Genomic DNA, 13,847 nt, shown 5'->3' with positions numbered 1-13,847 from the left:
GCATGCACATCGTGATCGCACCCGATTCATTCAAGGAAAGCCTGTCGGCGCTGGAGGCAGCCAGCGCCATCGAGGCGGGCTTCCGCGACATCTTCCCTGACGCCCGCTACGTCAAGATCCCCGTCGCCGATGGCGGCGAAGGCACCGTCGACGCGATGATCGCCGCGACCGGTGGCCGCCGCGTCGACCTGCGCGCCACCGGTCCGCTGGGCACGCCGGTCGATGCCTTCTACGGCCTGACGGGCGGCGACGTCATCGCCGTGATCGAGATGGCGGCCGCCAGCGGCCTGGAACTGGTCCCGCCGGCCTCGCGCGATCCGCTGCACGCGACCAGCCGTGGCACGGGCGAACTGATCCTCGCCGCGCTCGACGCCGGCGCGCGCCGCTTCATCCTCGGCGTGGGCGGCAGCGCCACCAATGACGGCGGCGCCGGGATGCTGCAAGCACTGGGCGTGCAGCTGCTCGACGCGCAGGATGCACCACTGGCACCGGGCGGCGCAGCGCTGGCCAACCTCGCGCGGATCGACATCACGCAGCTCGACGCGCGCGTGCTGGATTCGGTGTTCGAGGTAGCGTGCGACGTCAGCAACCCGCTGGTTGGTGTGAATGGCGCCTCAGCCATCTTCGGCCCGCAAAAAGGCGCAACACCGGCGATGGTCGCCCAGCTCGACGCCAACCTGCGCCACTACGCCGCCGTTATCGCGCGCGATCTGGGCCAGGACGTGGCCGACGTCCCGGGCGCCGGCGCCGGTGGCGGCATCGCCGCTGCAATGCTGGTCTTCCTCAAAGGCCGCCTGCGGCCGGGCAGCGAAATCGTCGCCGACGCCGTCGGACTGGACGCCGCCGTTGCGCTGGCCGACCTGGTCATCACGGGTGAAGGCCGCATCGACAGTCAAACCGTCAACGGAAAAACGCCGATCGGCGTTGCCCGCGTGGCTGCGCGCCATGGCAAACCGGTGATCGCCATCGGTGGCTGCCTGGGCCACGACGCCAGCGCCGTCCACGCCCACGGCATCGACGCCACGTTCAGCACGATCATGAAAGCCGGCACGGTCGCCGAAGCCCTCGCGAACGCCGAATTCAACCTCCGCACCACGGCCCGCAACGTCGCCGCCACACTCAAACTCGGCCAATCGCTCTAACCCCAACCCCTAATGAGGGTCAGAGTCGATTTATTGAGCAATTGATCCGATTTCTCCACAATGAGGGTCAGAGTCGAATTATTGGGCAATTGCTCAGCCCCGCCAACAAGTAGGGTCAGAGTCGATTTATTGGGCAATTCCCAAAAGTTGTCAAACAATTCGACTCTGACCCTAATTATTGCTTTGACTGTCGAGGCTGCCTGACAATTAGGGTCAGAGTCGAATTGTTGTGCAATTTCTTTGGCAGCTAGCGAGCCAGTGGCTGCAGCTGGTGCGGTCAGCGGCCGATCCAGGCGGCGCCGGGCCAGGCGCCGCCCAGGACCATTTCTTTCATCAGGCCGACCAGTTCTGGCGCTGCTGCCACGCTGACGGGGGACGCGCGGCGGGTGGCGGCGCGTGCCAGTACGATGCGGCGTGACAGGTCGGGGGTGCCGACCGGGGCGCCGGACAGCGTGCCGTCGCGCAGTTCGTCGAGGATCGCGGAGCTGGGAAGGATGCTGTAGCCGAAGCCTTTGTTTACCAGCGATTTCTGCAGGTCGAGGGCATTCGTCTCGGCCACCACGTCGACACTGATGCCGGCCACCGCCAGCGCATGTTCGATGATGCTGCGCAGGCCGTGCGGTGCGTTCGGCAGGATCATCGGGCGGTCGCGCAGCTGCTTGAGTGGAAACGGCGTCGATGCATCGATCTCGCCCGGCGGGCCGATCACGTACAGGCGTTCATCGAGCAGCGCTTCGACCTGCAAGCCATTCGAAGCGCGCGTGTCGTACAGCAGTGCCAGTTCGACTTCGCCGGCTTCCAGCCACTGCACCACATTACCCGCGTACCCGACATTGATGCCGACCGTGACTGCAGGGTGCTTCGCGCGTACGCGCGCCACCAGCTCGGTCGCCAGCAGACTGCTGGTGCTGGCCAGCAGGCCGATCATCAACCGGCCCGAGATCGCATTGGCGGCCGGGCCGATCTCGGCACGTGCCTTGTCCAGTTCACGCAGCGCGCGCCGGCCGTATTCGGCCAGCGTGCGTCCGGCGTCGGTCAGCACCATGCCGTGGCGCTCGCGCTCGAACAGCAGGGCGCCGCATTCTTCTTCGAGCATCCGGATATGGCGCGATACGGCTGGCTGCACCAGGTGCAGCAGTTCCGCAGCCTTCGTGGCGCTTCCCGTTTCGGCAATGGCGATGAGCGTGCGGATCTGCTTGATGTCCATGGTCGTCCTTCAAGTGGTCGTGCCATCAACATAAGCGATTCCTCATCTGCCTGCAATACAGGATCGTGATCCCTGCCAGCCATGCGCTCACGTGATCGTGGAATCATGTTTTTCTATTTCTTAGTCGCCAGCATTCAAATTTATGATGGGTCTCGATCTCATCACGCGACTGGTCCGTTATGCCTGCCATCCCACGCTCGTATCTGTTCGTCCCCGGCAACCGCCCCGAGCGGTTCGCCCGTGCAGCAGCCAGCGGCGCCGGTGCCGTCATCGTCGACCTGGAAGATGCTGTCCCGCTCGCAGACAAGGACGCCGCGCGGATGCAGGTGGCCGCAGCGCTCGATCCGTCCATGCCCGTCGTCGTGCGCATCAACGCCGAAGACACCCCCTGGTTCGAGGATGACCTGGCCCTGTGCCGTCACGCGGGCGTGGCTGCCATCATGCTGCCGAAGGCGGAATCGGTCGACAACCTGCGCCGCGTTGCGCAGCTTGGCCTGCCCGTGCTGCCGCTGATCGAAACCGCCTGTGGCATGGCGGCCGTCGATGCGCTGGCGCGTGTGAAAGGCGTCGCGCGGCTTGCATTCGGTTCGATCGATTTCCAGTTCGACCTGGGCATTGAGGGCGATGACGAGGAGTTGCTGCACTTTCGCTCGATGCTGGTGCTGGCCTCGCGCGTGGCCGGCCTGGCGTCCCCCATCGATGGCGTGACCGTGGCGCTGGACGATGATGCCCAGCTGCGCGCGGATACTCTTCGCGCCCGCCGCTTCGGCTTCGGCGCCAAGTTGTGCATCCATCCGCGCCAGGTGGCGTCCGTCAATGCAGGCTTCCGGCCCACAGATGCCGAGGTGGCCTGGGCCACGCGCGTGCTGGCCGCAGCGCGCGAGGCCAACGGCGCCGCCGTCGCCGTGGACGGCAAGATGGTCGACCGACCCGTGATCCTCCGGGCCCAGCGCATCGTCGACGACGCATCCGACTAGAACAAGACAACGACAGGAGACACCCCATGGACAAGTTGACCGCCTGGCAGGGCCGCACCGAAGAACGGCTGGACGTCATCACTGCGGCGCCGCTAGCGGCGATGGCCGCGCTGCTCGATCGCGACGACCCGCCGCCGCACCCCGGCAGCGCCGTGCCGCCGCTGTGGCACTGGCTGTACTTTTTGCCGGTGCACCGGCAGTCGCAACTCGGCCCCGACGGCCACGCACTGCGCGGGGGCTTCCTGCCGCCGGTCGATCTGCCGCGCCGCATGTGGGCCGGCGGACGCCTGCGCTTCATCGCGCCGCTGCAGGTGGGCGACCAGGCGCGGCGCGTGTCGACCATCGCCGACATCACGAGCAAGGAAGGCCGCAGCGGCAAGCTGATATTCGTGCTGGTGCGCCACGTGATCGAAGGCGCAGCCGGCGTGGCGATCGAGGAGGAACACGACATCGTCTACCGCGCCAATCCGCAGCCGGGTGATCCGGCGCCTTCCCCTGTATCGGCGGACCTTGACCACGACTGGATCCGCGACATCACGCCCGACCCCGTGCTGCTGTTTCGCTACTCGGCCCTGACCTTCAACGGCCACCGCATCCATTACGACCAGCCGTACGTGACGCAGGTCGAAGGCTATCCCGGCCTGATCGTGCATGGCCCGCTGATCGCGAGCCTGCTGCTCGACCTCGTGCGGCGCGAACGGCCGGACGCTGTCGTTACCGCGTTTTCATTCCGCGCCGTGCAGCCGCTGTTCGACATCCACCGCTTCAGCGTCTGCGGCCGCGTCGAGCCGGGCGGCCACACGATCACGCTGTGGGCCAAGACCCACGACGGCCAGCTGGCCATGCGCGCCGAAGCGCTGCTGGCCTAAGCCACCCCAATAAAAACCAGGAGACCGCCATGCACACCGACCACGATTTTGAAGACATCCGCGACGCGCTGCGCGCCCTGTGCGCCGAATTCCCGGCCGAGTACTTCCGCAAGGTCGACGACGAGCGCGGCTACCCCGAAGCCTTCGTCACCGCACTGACGCAAGCCGGCTGGCTCGCGGCGCTGATCCCGCAGGAATATGGCGGCTCGGGCCTGGGCCTGACGGAAGCGTCGGTCATCATGGAAGAGATCAACCGCTCGGGTGGCAACGCCGGCGCCTGCCACGGCCAGATGTACAATATGGGCACGCTGCTGCGCCACGGCTCCGAAGCGCAGAAGCGCCACTACCTGCCGCGCATCGCCAGCGGCGAACTGCGCCTGCAATCGATGGCCGTGACCGAGCCCACCACCGGCACCGACACCACCAAGATCAAGACGACGGCCGTGCGCAAGGGCGACCGCTACGTGATCAACGGCCAGAAGGTCTGGATCTCGCGCGTGCAGCATTCCGACCTGATGATCCTGCTGGCGCGCACCACACCCCTTAGCGAGGTCACGAAAAAATCCGAGGGTATGTCGATCTTCCTGGTCGATATCAAGGATGCGATCCAGCAGGGCATGGTCGTGCAACCGATCCAGAACATGGTCAATCACGAGACCAATGAGCTGTTCTTCGAGAACCTGGAAATCCCGGCCGGGAATCTGATCGGCGAAGAAGGCAAGGGCTTCAAGTACATCCTCGACGGCTTGAACGCCGAGCGCACGCTGATCGCTGCCGAATGCATCGGCGACGGCTACTGGTTCATCGACAAGATCAGCAAGTACGTCAACGAGCGCGTCGTGTTCGGGCGCCCCATCGGCCAGAACCAGGGCGTGCAGTTTCCGATTGCGCGCGCGTACATCAACGTCGAAGCGGCGAACCTGATGCGCTTTAAAGCCTGCGCGCTGTTCGATGCGCACAAGCCGTGCGGCGCCGAAGCCAATATGGCCAAGATGCTGGCCGCCGAAGCGTCGTGGGAAGCGGCCAACGCCTGCCTGCAGTTCCACGGCGGCTTCGGCTTCGCGTCCGAATACGACGTCGAGCGCAAGTTCCGCGAGACGCGCCTGTACCAGGTGGCGCCGATCTCGACGAACCTGATCCTGTCGTATGTCGCCGAGCATGTACTCGGTTTGCCACGCTCGTTCTGAGGAGGCAGGCACATGAAACCCATGACACCCCTGCGACCCCTCGACGGCATCACCGTCGTCACGCTCGAACACGCGATCGCGGCGCCGTTCTGCACACGCCAGCTGGCCGACCTGGGCGCGCGCGTCATCAAGGTCGAGCGGCCCGGTAGCGGCGACTTCGCGCGCGGCTACGATGAACGCGTCAATGGCCTGGCCTCGCACTTCGTCTGGACCAACCGCTCGAAGGAAAGCCTCACGCTCGACGTCAAACACGAACAGGCCGACGCGGTGCTGGCGGGCCTGCTGGCAGACGCCGACGTGCTGGTGCAGAATCTCGCGCCCGGCGCGGCCGAGCGCCTTGGTCTGTCGTACGACGCGCTGAAGGAACGCCATCCGCGCCTGATCGTCTGCGACATTTCGGGCTATGGCAGCGACGGTCCGTACCGCGACCGCAAGGCCTACGACCTGCTGATCCAGAGCGAATCGGGCTTTCTGTCGATCACCGGCACGCCGGACGACCCATCGAAGGCCGGCTGCTCGATTGCCGATATCGCCGCCGGCATGTACGCGTACACGAACATCCTGGCCGCGCTGCTCCAGCGCGGGCGCACGGGCGAGGGCTGCCGCATCGATGTGTCGATGTTGGAGAGCATGGCCGAGTGGATGAGTTATCCGCTGTACTACGCGTTTGACGGCGCGGCACCGCCACCGCGCACGGGCGCCTCGCACGCGACCATCTTCCCGTACGGGCCGTTCCTGGCCGGCGACGGCAAGTCGGTCATGCTGGGCATCCAGAACGAACGTGAGTGGGCGGCCTTTTGCGCCATCGTGCTGGAGGCGCCGGAGCTGGCGACCGATCCACGCTTCAACGCCAACGCACGCCGGGTCGCAGCGCGCGATGAACTGGCGGCGCTGATCGTGGCGGCGTTTTCGACGTTGACGGCCCAGCAGGTGCGCGAGCGGCTCGAACTGGCCCACATCGCCAATGCCCAGGTCAATGACATGCACGAAGTCTGGGACCATCCGCAACTGAAGGCGCGCGGCCGCTGGACCGACGTGGGCACCGCCAACGGCCGCGTGCCCGCCATGCTGCCGCCCGGGTTGCCGCATAACGTCACGCCGCGCATGGATCCGGTGCCGGCGCTGGGCCAGCATACGGATGCGATCCTGGCGGAGCTGGGCTACGACGCGGCGGCCATCGCGGGCATGCACGCGCAAGGCGCCGTTTAGCAACCGGCGATAAAAAAAGCCCGCGCCGCCGTGATGGCAGCGCGGGCTTTTTGCGTTGCGTGACTCAGTCGGCGAACGCGCCGTTCTTCTTGTAGATCGGGCCCCATTTGTCGATCTCGGCCTTCAGGTGCGTGCGCAAGCCTTCCGGTGTGGCCTTTGCATCCGACACCGGCTCGGCGCCCAGTTCGGCGAAGCGCGCCTTCACATTCGGATCATTGAGCGCCTCGCGCAGCGCCGTGCCGATGCGCGCCACCACCGCTGGCGGCGTGCCTTTCGGCGCATACATGCCGTGCCACACGTACATCTCGAAACCGGCCATGCCCTGTTCGGCCAGTGTCGGCAGGGCCGGCAGCGACGGGATCCGGGTCTTCGTCGTCGCGCCGTACACCTTGACGCGATTGGTGCGGATGTACGACGTCGTCTGCGTCGTCTGGTCGCACAACAGGTCGATCTGGCCGCCCAGCATATCGCTCAATGCGGGCGCCGTGCCCTTGTAGGGAACGGTCGTCAGCGGCACGCCGATCGCGCTCAGGAACAGCATGCCGCACTGGTGCGACACGGCGCCCAAGCCCGCGTGGCCCAATGTCATCGCGTCCTTCTTCGACTTGATCATCGCGATCAGCTCGGGCAGCGTATTGGCCGCGAGGTCCTTGCGCGCCATGAGCACCATCGGCACGTCGGCCACCTGGCCGATGTACTCGAAGTCGGTCATGGGGTTGAAGGCGAGCTTGCGGTACAGCGTCGTGCTGGTGGCCATGCCGTTATGGTGCAGCAGCAGCGTGTAGCCGTCCGGCGTGGCGCGCGCGATGCGGCCGGCGGCCAGCGTGCCGCCCGCGCCGAGGGCGTTTTCCACGATGATCGATTGCTTGAGCGACTTCGCCATGGCCTGCCCGAGGATCCGGGCCACGACGTCGGTGGGCCCGCCGGCCGAGAACGGGACGACGAGGGTGATGGTTTTTTCCGGATAGTCGGCGGCCAGGGCGGCGCTTGAAGCGAGCAGAGCGATTGCGGCGCTCAGTACCCTGCGTGTGATTGCGTGTGTCGGCATGCATGTCTCCTGTTATAGGCTTTTGTGCTCGAGGCTGCCCCGCGCGTGGCGTTTGATGCAGTCAAGTCATCATAGAATTGAATGACATGCACATGTAGTAGCGTTTTTTGATGCCGCCATCACAAAAGTCGATAGGTAGGACCGCTACACAGTGTGCATCTGCAGCAAGTCTCGGTGTACCTGCAGTCGTCATTGAAAATGATTCTCATTCACGATAGAATCCCGGTTTGCTCCTGATCACTGCTGCTTCTCATGTCCCTGTCCCTTCCCCTGCGTCCGTCGCGTCTCGTTCTTGCCCTGTCCCTGGTGTTTCCTCACGCGTTTTCGGCGGCAGCGATGGCGCAGGATGCCGATGGTGGCGCCATGCCGGCAGTGCGCGTGACGGCGGTGAAGGCGCAGGGCTTCATGCCCAACACGGTGGAAGCCGGGAGCTTTCGCGGCAGCGACGTGATGGACGTGCCGTCGACCGTCAACGTCATCACGCGCGATGTGCTTGAGCTGCAGGGCGCTGCCGGCCTGTATGACGCAGTGCGCAATACGGCCGGCGTGACGCGCCAGCAGAACGGTGGCGACACGTGGGACCAGTTGGTCATCCGTGGCATCGCTGTCGAGAACCGCACGAACTACCGCCTCAATGGCTCGCTGCCGATCATGAACTTCGGCCAGGTGTCGATGGAGAACAAGGAGCGCGTCGAGGTGCTGAAGGGCGCGACCGCCCTGTATTACGGCTTCACGTCGCCGGCCGGCGTCGTGAACTTCGTCACCAAGCGCGCCGGCAGCACGCCGCTGACGACCGTCGGCGCCCAGGTCGACAGCAACGGCACGATCGTCGCCACGCTCGACGCTGCACGCCGCTTTGGTGTTGATGACGCAGTCGGTGTACGCATCAACGCGGCCGGCGGCACACTCGGCTCGCACCTCGATGGCGTCGGCAACGGCAACCGCGGTTTCGTCTCCGGCGCATTCGACTGGCGCGTGAACGCGCGCGTGCGTCTGCGCGCCGACCTCGAATACGACAAGCGCCGCGTGACCGAGCAGGCCGGGATCAACCTGCCGCCGGCCGTGGGCGGGGTGATCACACTGCCGCGCGCGGTCGATCCGCGCCGGCTCGTCGGTCCCGACTGGGCCAGGTTCGAAACGCATGCACGCAACGCGCAGCTGCGCGCAGACATCGCACTGAATGACGCCTGGGCGCTGACGCTCGAAGCGGGCCATGCCGAAACGAAGCGCGACCGTTCGCTGCCGATCTTCCGCTTCAATAATGCAGCGAGCGTCGCGACCGGGGCCGGGCGCATCACCGGCAATCTGCAACATGCCGACGTCGATTCGCGCATGCTGCGTGCCGAACTGGCGGGCCAGTTGCGCACTGGGCCCTTGACGCATGAGGTAACGATCGGGGCAAGCGACACCGACAAGGGCCAGGTTCCGATCTTCCAGGCCAACTACACGATCCCCGCACAGAACCTGTATGCGCCGCTGCCGGTGACGAACTTCTCGGTCAGCGCGCGGCCCGCGACGCCCACGACGGCAGCCCTCGATTCGCGTGACCAGGGCCTGTACCTGGTCGATCGCATCAGCATCGGCAACTGGCAATTCATCGGTGGCGTGCGCCGCGTCGACTATCGCAGCACGCAGGGTGCGAATGACTACGACGCGAGCGAGACGACGCCGATGGCGGCCGTCGTCTACCGCCTGCGTGACGATCTCTCCGTGTATGCGTCAGCGGCCGAAGGCCTGGAAGAGGGCGAGGCCGCACCGGCCGGCAGTGCGAACGAGGGCACGCGCCTGGCGCCCGGCGTGAGCAAGCAGCGCGAAGTCGGCGCGCGCTGGCGCACGGCCGGCGGCCTGCTGACGCAGGCGGCACTCTTCGAGATCGAGCGCCCCGGTTACTACACCAACACCGCGAATGTCTTCACCGCCGACGGCGAGCAGCGCTATCGCGGCCTGGAGCTGTCGTCGCAGGGCCGCATCCTGCGCAGTGTGGCCTGGCAGGCGTCGGCCCAGTGGCTCGATCCCGCGTTCCGCGATATCAATGCGGCGTACAACGGCAAGCTGCCCGAGAACGCAGCGCGCCGTACCGCCAGCACCTTCGTGGCCTGGGACCTCGATGCGGTGCCCGGCCTGGCGCTGACGGGCGGCGCGTACTACACGGGCCGGCGGCCAGTGAATGACCTGAACCAGGCCTGGCTGGGTGGCACCACCCTGTTCAGCGTGGGCGCCCGCTACATCGGCCAGTTCGCCGGCAAGCGCACCACGTGGCAGCTCAATGTCGACAATGCCGCCGACAAGCGGTACTGGGCCGGCGCCGGCACGCGCCTGAGCGCAGGCTTGCCGCGCCTGATCAAGCTGTCGATGAAGGTCGCGTTGTGAGCCGCTGGCGCCTGCCGTCGCTGCGCGCGGTCTGGTTCCAGCTGCACTGGTTCGTCGGTATCACGGCCGGCACGCTGCTGGCTGTCATCGGGCTGACCGGCGCCATCATGGCGTTCGAGGACGAACTGCTGGACGTGCTCAATCCGGGCGTCATGACGGTCGACGCCGAAGCACGCCTGCGCCTGCAGCCCGAACAGTTGCTGCAGGCCGCGCAGCGCGTACGCCCAGGTGAGCGCGTGGTGAGCATCGTGCTGGAAGCGGATCCGCGCAGCACGGCGCTGGTGCGCTTTGCCGCGCCGCCGGGCGAGCGGCGCGGTCCGGACGTGCGCGTGCACCCGTACAGCGGCGCCGTCTTGCCGGCGCTGCGTTTCGAGGCCGCCTTCAACTGGGTCGAGGAGCTGCATCGCTGGCTGCTGCTGCCGCGCGCGCCGGGCCGCCTCGTGCTGGGCATCCTGGCGCTGTGCCTGTTGGGGCTCGCGCTCAGCGGCCTGTATCTGCGCTGGCCGCGCAAACCCGCCAGCTGGCGCACGTGGCTCACCTTCAATACCAGCCTGCGGGGCCGCTCGTTCCTGTGGGCGCTGCATGCGATTGCCGGTACCTGGGCGCTGGTGGCTTACCTGATCGTCGGGGGTACCGGCATCTACTGGAGCTTTGACGTCGTGCGCGACACGGTGCAGGGCTGGGCCGGCAACGAGCGTCGCGCCGCGACCGAAACAAAGGTGCAGCCACGCAAACGCGCATTGAAGCCGGATGGCCCGGCCGCACTGGATCCGGCCTGGAACACCTTCCTCGCGCACGCCCCGAACTGGGCCAGCGCGACGATCCGCCTGCCGGAACGCGGTAGCGGCGCCTACCAGCTCACATGGATTGCGCAGGACGGCCCGCACGAGCGCGCCCGCAACCGCATGTCGCTGCGCGCCAGCGACGGCGCACTGCTCAAGAACGAACCCTACGGCGCACAAACCGTTGGCCAGCGCGCCTTGACCACGATCCGGCCGCTGCACACGGGCAGCTACTTCGGTTTGCCGGGGCGGGTCATCATGATGCTCGCCAGCCTGGCCTTGCCCGGCTTTGCCATCACCGGCTGGCTGCTGTACCTGGGCCGGCGCCGCCAGCAGCGCGCACTGGCGCGCGAACGGGCGATGGCCATGACGGAGCAACCCACCACGCCAGGCGCCGGTGCGCCGATCCTGCTGGCCTTTGCGACACAGGGCGGCCAGGCCGAGCGGATCGCGCTGCACAGCGCCGCCGCGCTGCGCGCCGGTGGCCGCGCGGTCGATCTGCGTGCGGTATCGGCGCTCAGCCCGGGAGAACTGGCTGGTTACGACCATGCGCTGTTCGTGGCGGCGACCTTCGGCGACGGCGAGGCACCCGACGCGGCGCGCCGCTTCACGCGCGAGCTGCATGCAGGGCCACTGATGCTGGCCGGCTGCAAGTACGCGGTGCTGGCGCTGGGCGACCGCAATTACGCGCGCTACTGTGGCTATGGCATCGCGCTTGACGAGCGCCTCGGGGCGCTGGGTGCCACGGCGCTGTTCCCACGGATCGACGTCGACCAGGGCGACGCCGCGGCGCTGGGCCGTTGGATGCATGCGCTGGGCACACTGGGTGCGGCCGCCGGCACGCTGCCCGCCGCTGCCAATGACGCGGCACCGATGACCGACTGGCGGCTTGTCGCCCGTACCCACTTGAATCCCGGCAGCCTGGGCGCGCCGCTGTATGAAATCGTGCTGCAGACGACGTCAGATCAGCAGTGGCAAGCCGGCGACCTGCTGGACGTTGCCGCGTGCCACACGGCGGCGACCCTCTATGCCTGGCTGGCCGCCAGTGGTCTGGATGGCGCGGCGCGCGTTACCTGGCAGGGCGAACCGCAGCCGCTGCGCGACGCACTGGCCTGGAGCGAGCTGCCCGGCGCCGGGCATCCGTTTGCATCGGCCCAGGAATGCGCCGATGCGCTCAAGCCCCTGGCGCCGCGCCGCTATTCCATCGCCGGCATCCCGCAGGACGGCGCACTGACGCTGCTCGTGCGCCAGCAGCGCCACGAGCAGGGCATGGGCCTGGCATCCGGCTGGCTGACTGCGCATCTCGCTGTCGGCGGGATGGTCCGCGCACGGCTGGCGACGAACCCGGGTTTCCATGGACCACAGGATGCGCGGCCTTGCATCTATATCGGCAACGGCTCGGGCATGGCCGGCCTGCGCGCGCACCTGCGCAGCCGCGTGCTGGCCGGGCAGCATCGCAACTGGCTGCTGTTCGGCGAACGCCAGCGCGCCTTCGACAGCCTGTGCGCGGGCGAGATCGCCGCGTGGCGCGCCGCCGGTGCACTACCGGAATGCGATCTGGTGTTTTCGCGAGATGACGCGCCCGAGTATGTGCAGGACCGGCTGCGCGCCCGCGCCGACACGCTGCGCGACTGGGTTGAGCACGATGCGGTCATCCATGTCTGCGGCAGCTTGCAGGGTATGGCGGGGGAGGTCGATGCGGCGCTGGCGACGATTCTCGGCGAGGCCGGCCGCGATCGCCTGATCGATGAGGGGCGCTATCGGCGCGACGTGTACTGAGCATGTATTCGTTGTGAGTCGCCAGTTCGTCCCATCCCGGCGGATCGGCGGCGCTGTCGCTATACTGGCGCCATGCAAACCGAGTATCCGGCTGGCGCCGACGATTTCCTGACCATCCTGGCCGCGCGGCGCAACTACACGCTGCGCCGTCTCGTTGCGCCCGGCCCGGACGACGCGGCCCTGCTGCGCATCGTCGAAGCAGGCGCGCAGGCACCCGATCATGGGCTGCTGCGGCCGTGGCGGTTTATTCTGATCCCGCAGCACAAGCGGCATCTACTGGGTGACGTGTTCGCCGCTGCCGTGCTGGCGCGCGATCCCGCCTGCGGCGACGAGGCGCTCGCCACCGCGCACGACAAGGCCCTGCGCGCGCCATGCCTGCTGGTGGCGGTGCTGCGCGACGAGCCGGGCACCATCATCCCGACGCACGAAAAACTCGTGTCGCTTGGTTGCGCGATCCAGAACATGCTGGTGGCAGCTCAGTTGCTTGGCTTTGCGAGTGGCCTGGCCAGTGGCGCAGCGATGGATTTTGCGGGCATGCGCACGTTGCTTGGGCTCGAGGCGCATGAGCGGGCCATTTGTTTTATCGGTGTGGGTACCGCGTCGACCGTGAAGGCACCACGTGTGCGGCCAGATGTGAGCCAATTCCTCAGCAGTTTGTAATGTGGTTTGAACGCGTGGACGGCGGAGCCGTCCACCCTACCATCACGGGGACCGTCGTCATGCCACCGACCTGACGTAGGGTGGACGGGTTTCCCGTCCACGCGTTCAACGACCCCCAAACGCCCAGACAGCAAAAAGCCCGCCGATTGGCGGGCTTTTCAATGTGCGCTGTGGCTGCGCCCACGCTATCTGCGTGGTGCGCGCGGCGGCGTCACGAGGGCAGCATCAGATCGCGCGGATGTTGCCGGCTTTTTCGCCTTTAGGGCCGGTCGAGCGCTCGAACGACACGCGCTGATTTTCGGCCAGGCTCTTGAAGCCTTCCGATTGGATGTCCTGGAAGTGCGCGAACAGATCGTCGCCGCCGCCATCAGGCGTGATGAAGCCGAAGCCTTTTGCGTCGTTGAACCATTTTACGGTGCCGGTTTGGGTAGTCATGTTGAATTCCTTTGCAGTGACATGGGCAAAATCGCCCAATACGCACGTTCAACCAAGAGAAGATAAAAGCGGGGGAATCAAACTGGACTGCCGGAAGAGGCGAGGCGGGAGAGAAAAGCCAACAATAACAACGACTTGATGTGGTGCATCGTTGAAGATACACCGCTTTTCCAGAATGTCCT

11 protein-coding genes are annotated in these 13,847 nt (G+C 66.6%); 8 read left to right on the top strand and 3 right to left on the bottom strand.

All coding sequences use genetic code 11. The features are described 5' to 3' along the window. Nucleotides 1-2: 2 nt before the first annotated feature. Entirely contained in the window at nucleotides 3-1,142 is a 1,140-nt protein-coding gene (locus HD842_RS09145) for a glycerate kinase (RefSeq protein WP_183553325.1), read from the top strand. A 277-nt stretch (nucleotides 1,143-1,419) separates the two neighbouring features. Here the strand turns inward: HD842_RS09145 and HD842_RS09140 are convergent, their stop codons facing one another. Then, complete coding sequence (locus HD842_RS09140; protein WP_183553323.1) at nucleotides 1,420-2,349, bottom strand: LysR family transcriptional regulator; 930 nt, start codon at nucleotides 2,347-2,349, stop codon at nucleotides 1,420-1,422. A gap of 179 nt (nucleotides 2,350-2,528) precedes the next feature. Here HD842_RS09140 and HD842_RS09135 point away from each other — a divergent pair, with 179 nt between their 5' ends. Genes HD842_RS09135 through HD842_RS09120 form a run of 4 tightly spaced genes read left to right on the top strand, consistent with a single transcriptional unit; the run spans nucleotide 2,529 to nucleotide 6,591 of the window. After that, nucleotides 2,529-3,326 (top strand): HpcH/HpaI aldolase/citrate lyase family protein, encoded by a 798-nt coding sequence (locus tag HD842_RS09135; protein ID WP_183553321.1) that lies wholly within the window; start codon nucleotides 2,529-2,531, stop codon nucleotides 3,324-3,326. A 26-nt stretch (nucleotides 3,327-3,352) separates the two neighbouring features. Further along, a complete protein-coding gene (locus HD842_RS09130) occupies nucleotides 3,353-4,195 on the top strand; it encodes an FAS1-like dehydratase domain-containing protein (protein WP_183553320.1) in 843 nt (280 codons plus the stop codon). A 29-nt stretch (nucleotides 4,196-4,224) separates the two neighbouring features. Then, nucleotides 4,225-5,382, top strand: coding sequence for an acyl-CoA dehydrogenase family protein (locus HD842_RS09125; protein WP_183553318.1), 1,158 nt, complete (start codon nucleotides 4,225-4,227; stop codon nucleotides 5,380-5,382). A gap of 30 nt (nucleotides 5,383-5,412) precedes the next feature. Next, nucleotides 5,413-6,591: a CaiB/BaiF CoA transferase family protein gene (locus HD842_RS09120; protein ID WP_183553751.1), complete on the top strand. Its 1,179-nt coding sequence runs from the start codon at nucleotides 5,413-5,415 to the stop codon at nucleotides 6,589-6,591. Between the two features lie 64 nt (nucleotides 6,592-6,655). On the opposite strand, the gene HD842_RS09115 is transcribed toward HD842_RS09120, so the two are convergent. Next, nucleotides 6,656-7,639 carry a tripartite tricarboxylate transporter substrate-binding protein gene (locus tag HD842_RS09115; protein WP_183553316.1) on the bottom strand — a complete coding sequence of 328 codons (984 nt, stop codon included), beginning with the start codon at nucleotides 7,637-7,639 and terminating at the stop codon, nucleotides 6,656-6,658. Between the two features lie 252 nt (nucleotides 7,640-7,891). Between HD842_RS09115 and HD842_RS09110 the strand changes: the two genes are divergently transcribed. From HD842_RS09110 to HD842_RS09100, 3 genes are all read left to right on the top strand, one after another. Next, on the top strand, nucleotides 7,892-10,009 hold the full coding sequence (locus HD842_RS09110) for a TonB-dependent siderophore receptor (RefSeq protein WP_183553314.1): 2,118 nt from the start codon (nucleotides 7,892-7,894) through the stop codon (nucleotides 10,007-10,009). Next, nucleotides 10,006-12,570: a PepSY domain-containing protein gene (locus HD842_RS09105; protein ID WP_370660807.1), complete on the top strand. Its 2,565-nt coding sequence runs from the start codon at nucleotides 10,006-10,008 to the stop codon at nucleotides 12,568-12,570. The genes HD842_RS09110 and HD842_RS09105 overlap by 4 nt, the downstream gene beginning before the upstream one ends. 72 nt (nucleotides 12,571-12,642) lie before the next feature. After that, on the top strand, nucleotides 12,643-13,230 hold the full coding sequence (locus HD842_RS09100) for a nitroreductase family protein (RefSeq protein WP_183553312.1): 588 nt from the start codon (nucleotides 12,643-12,645) through the stop codon (nucleotides 13,228-13,230). Nucleotides 13,231-13,455: 225 nt separating this feature from the next. On the opposite strand, the gene HD842_RS09095 is transcribed toward HD842_RS09100, so the two are convergent. Then, nucleotides 13,456-13,665, bottom strand: coding sequence for a cold-shock protein (locus HD842_RS09095; protein WP_183553309.1), 210 nt, complete (start codon nucleotides 13,663-13,665; stop codon nucleotides 13,456-13,458). Nucleotides 13,666-13,847 lie beyond the last annotated feature (182 nt).

It is taken from the genome of Massilia aurea (genome assembly GCF_014200505.1).
Classification (GTDB): Bacteria; Pseudomonadota; Gammaproteobacteria; order Burkholderiales; family Burkholderiaceae_D; genus Telluria; species Telluria aurea_B.
This window is presented reverse-complemented; position numbering and strand designations above follow the sequence as displayed.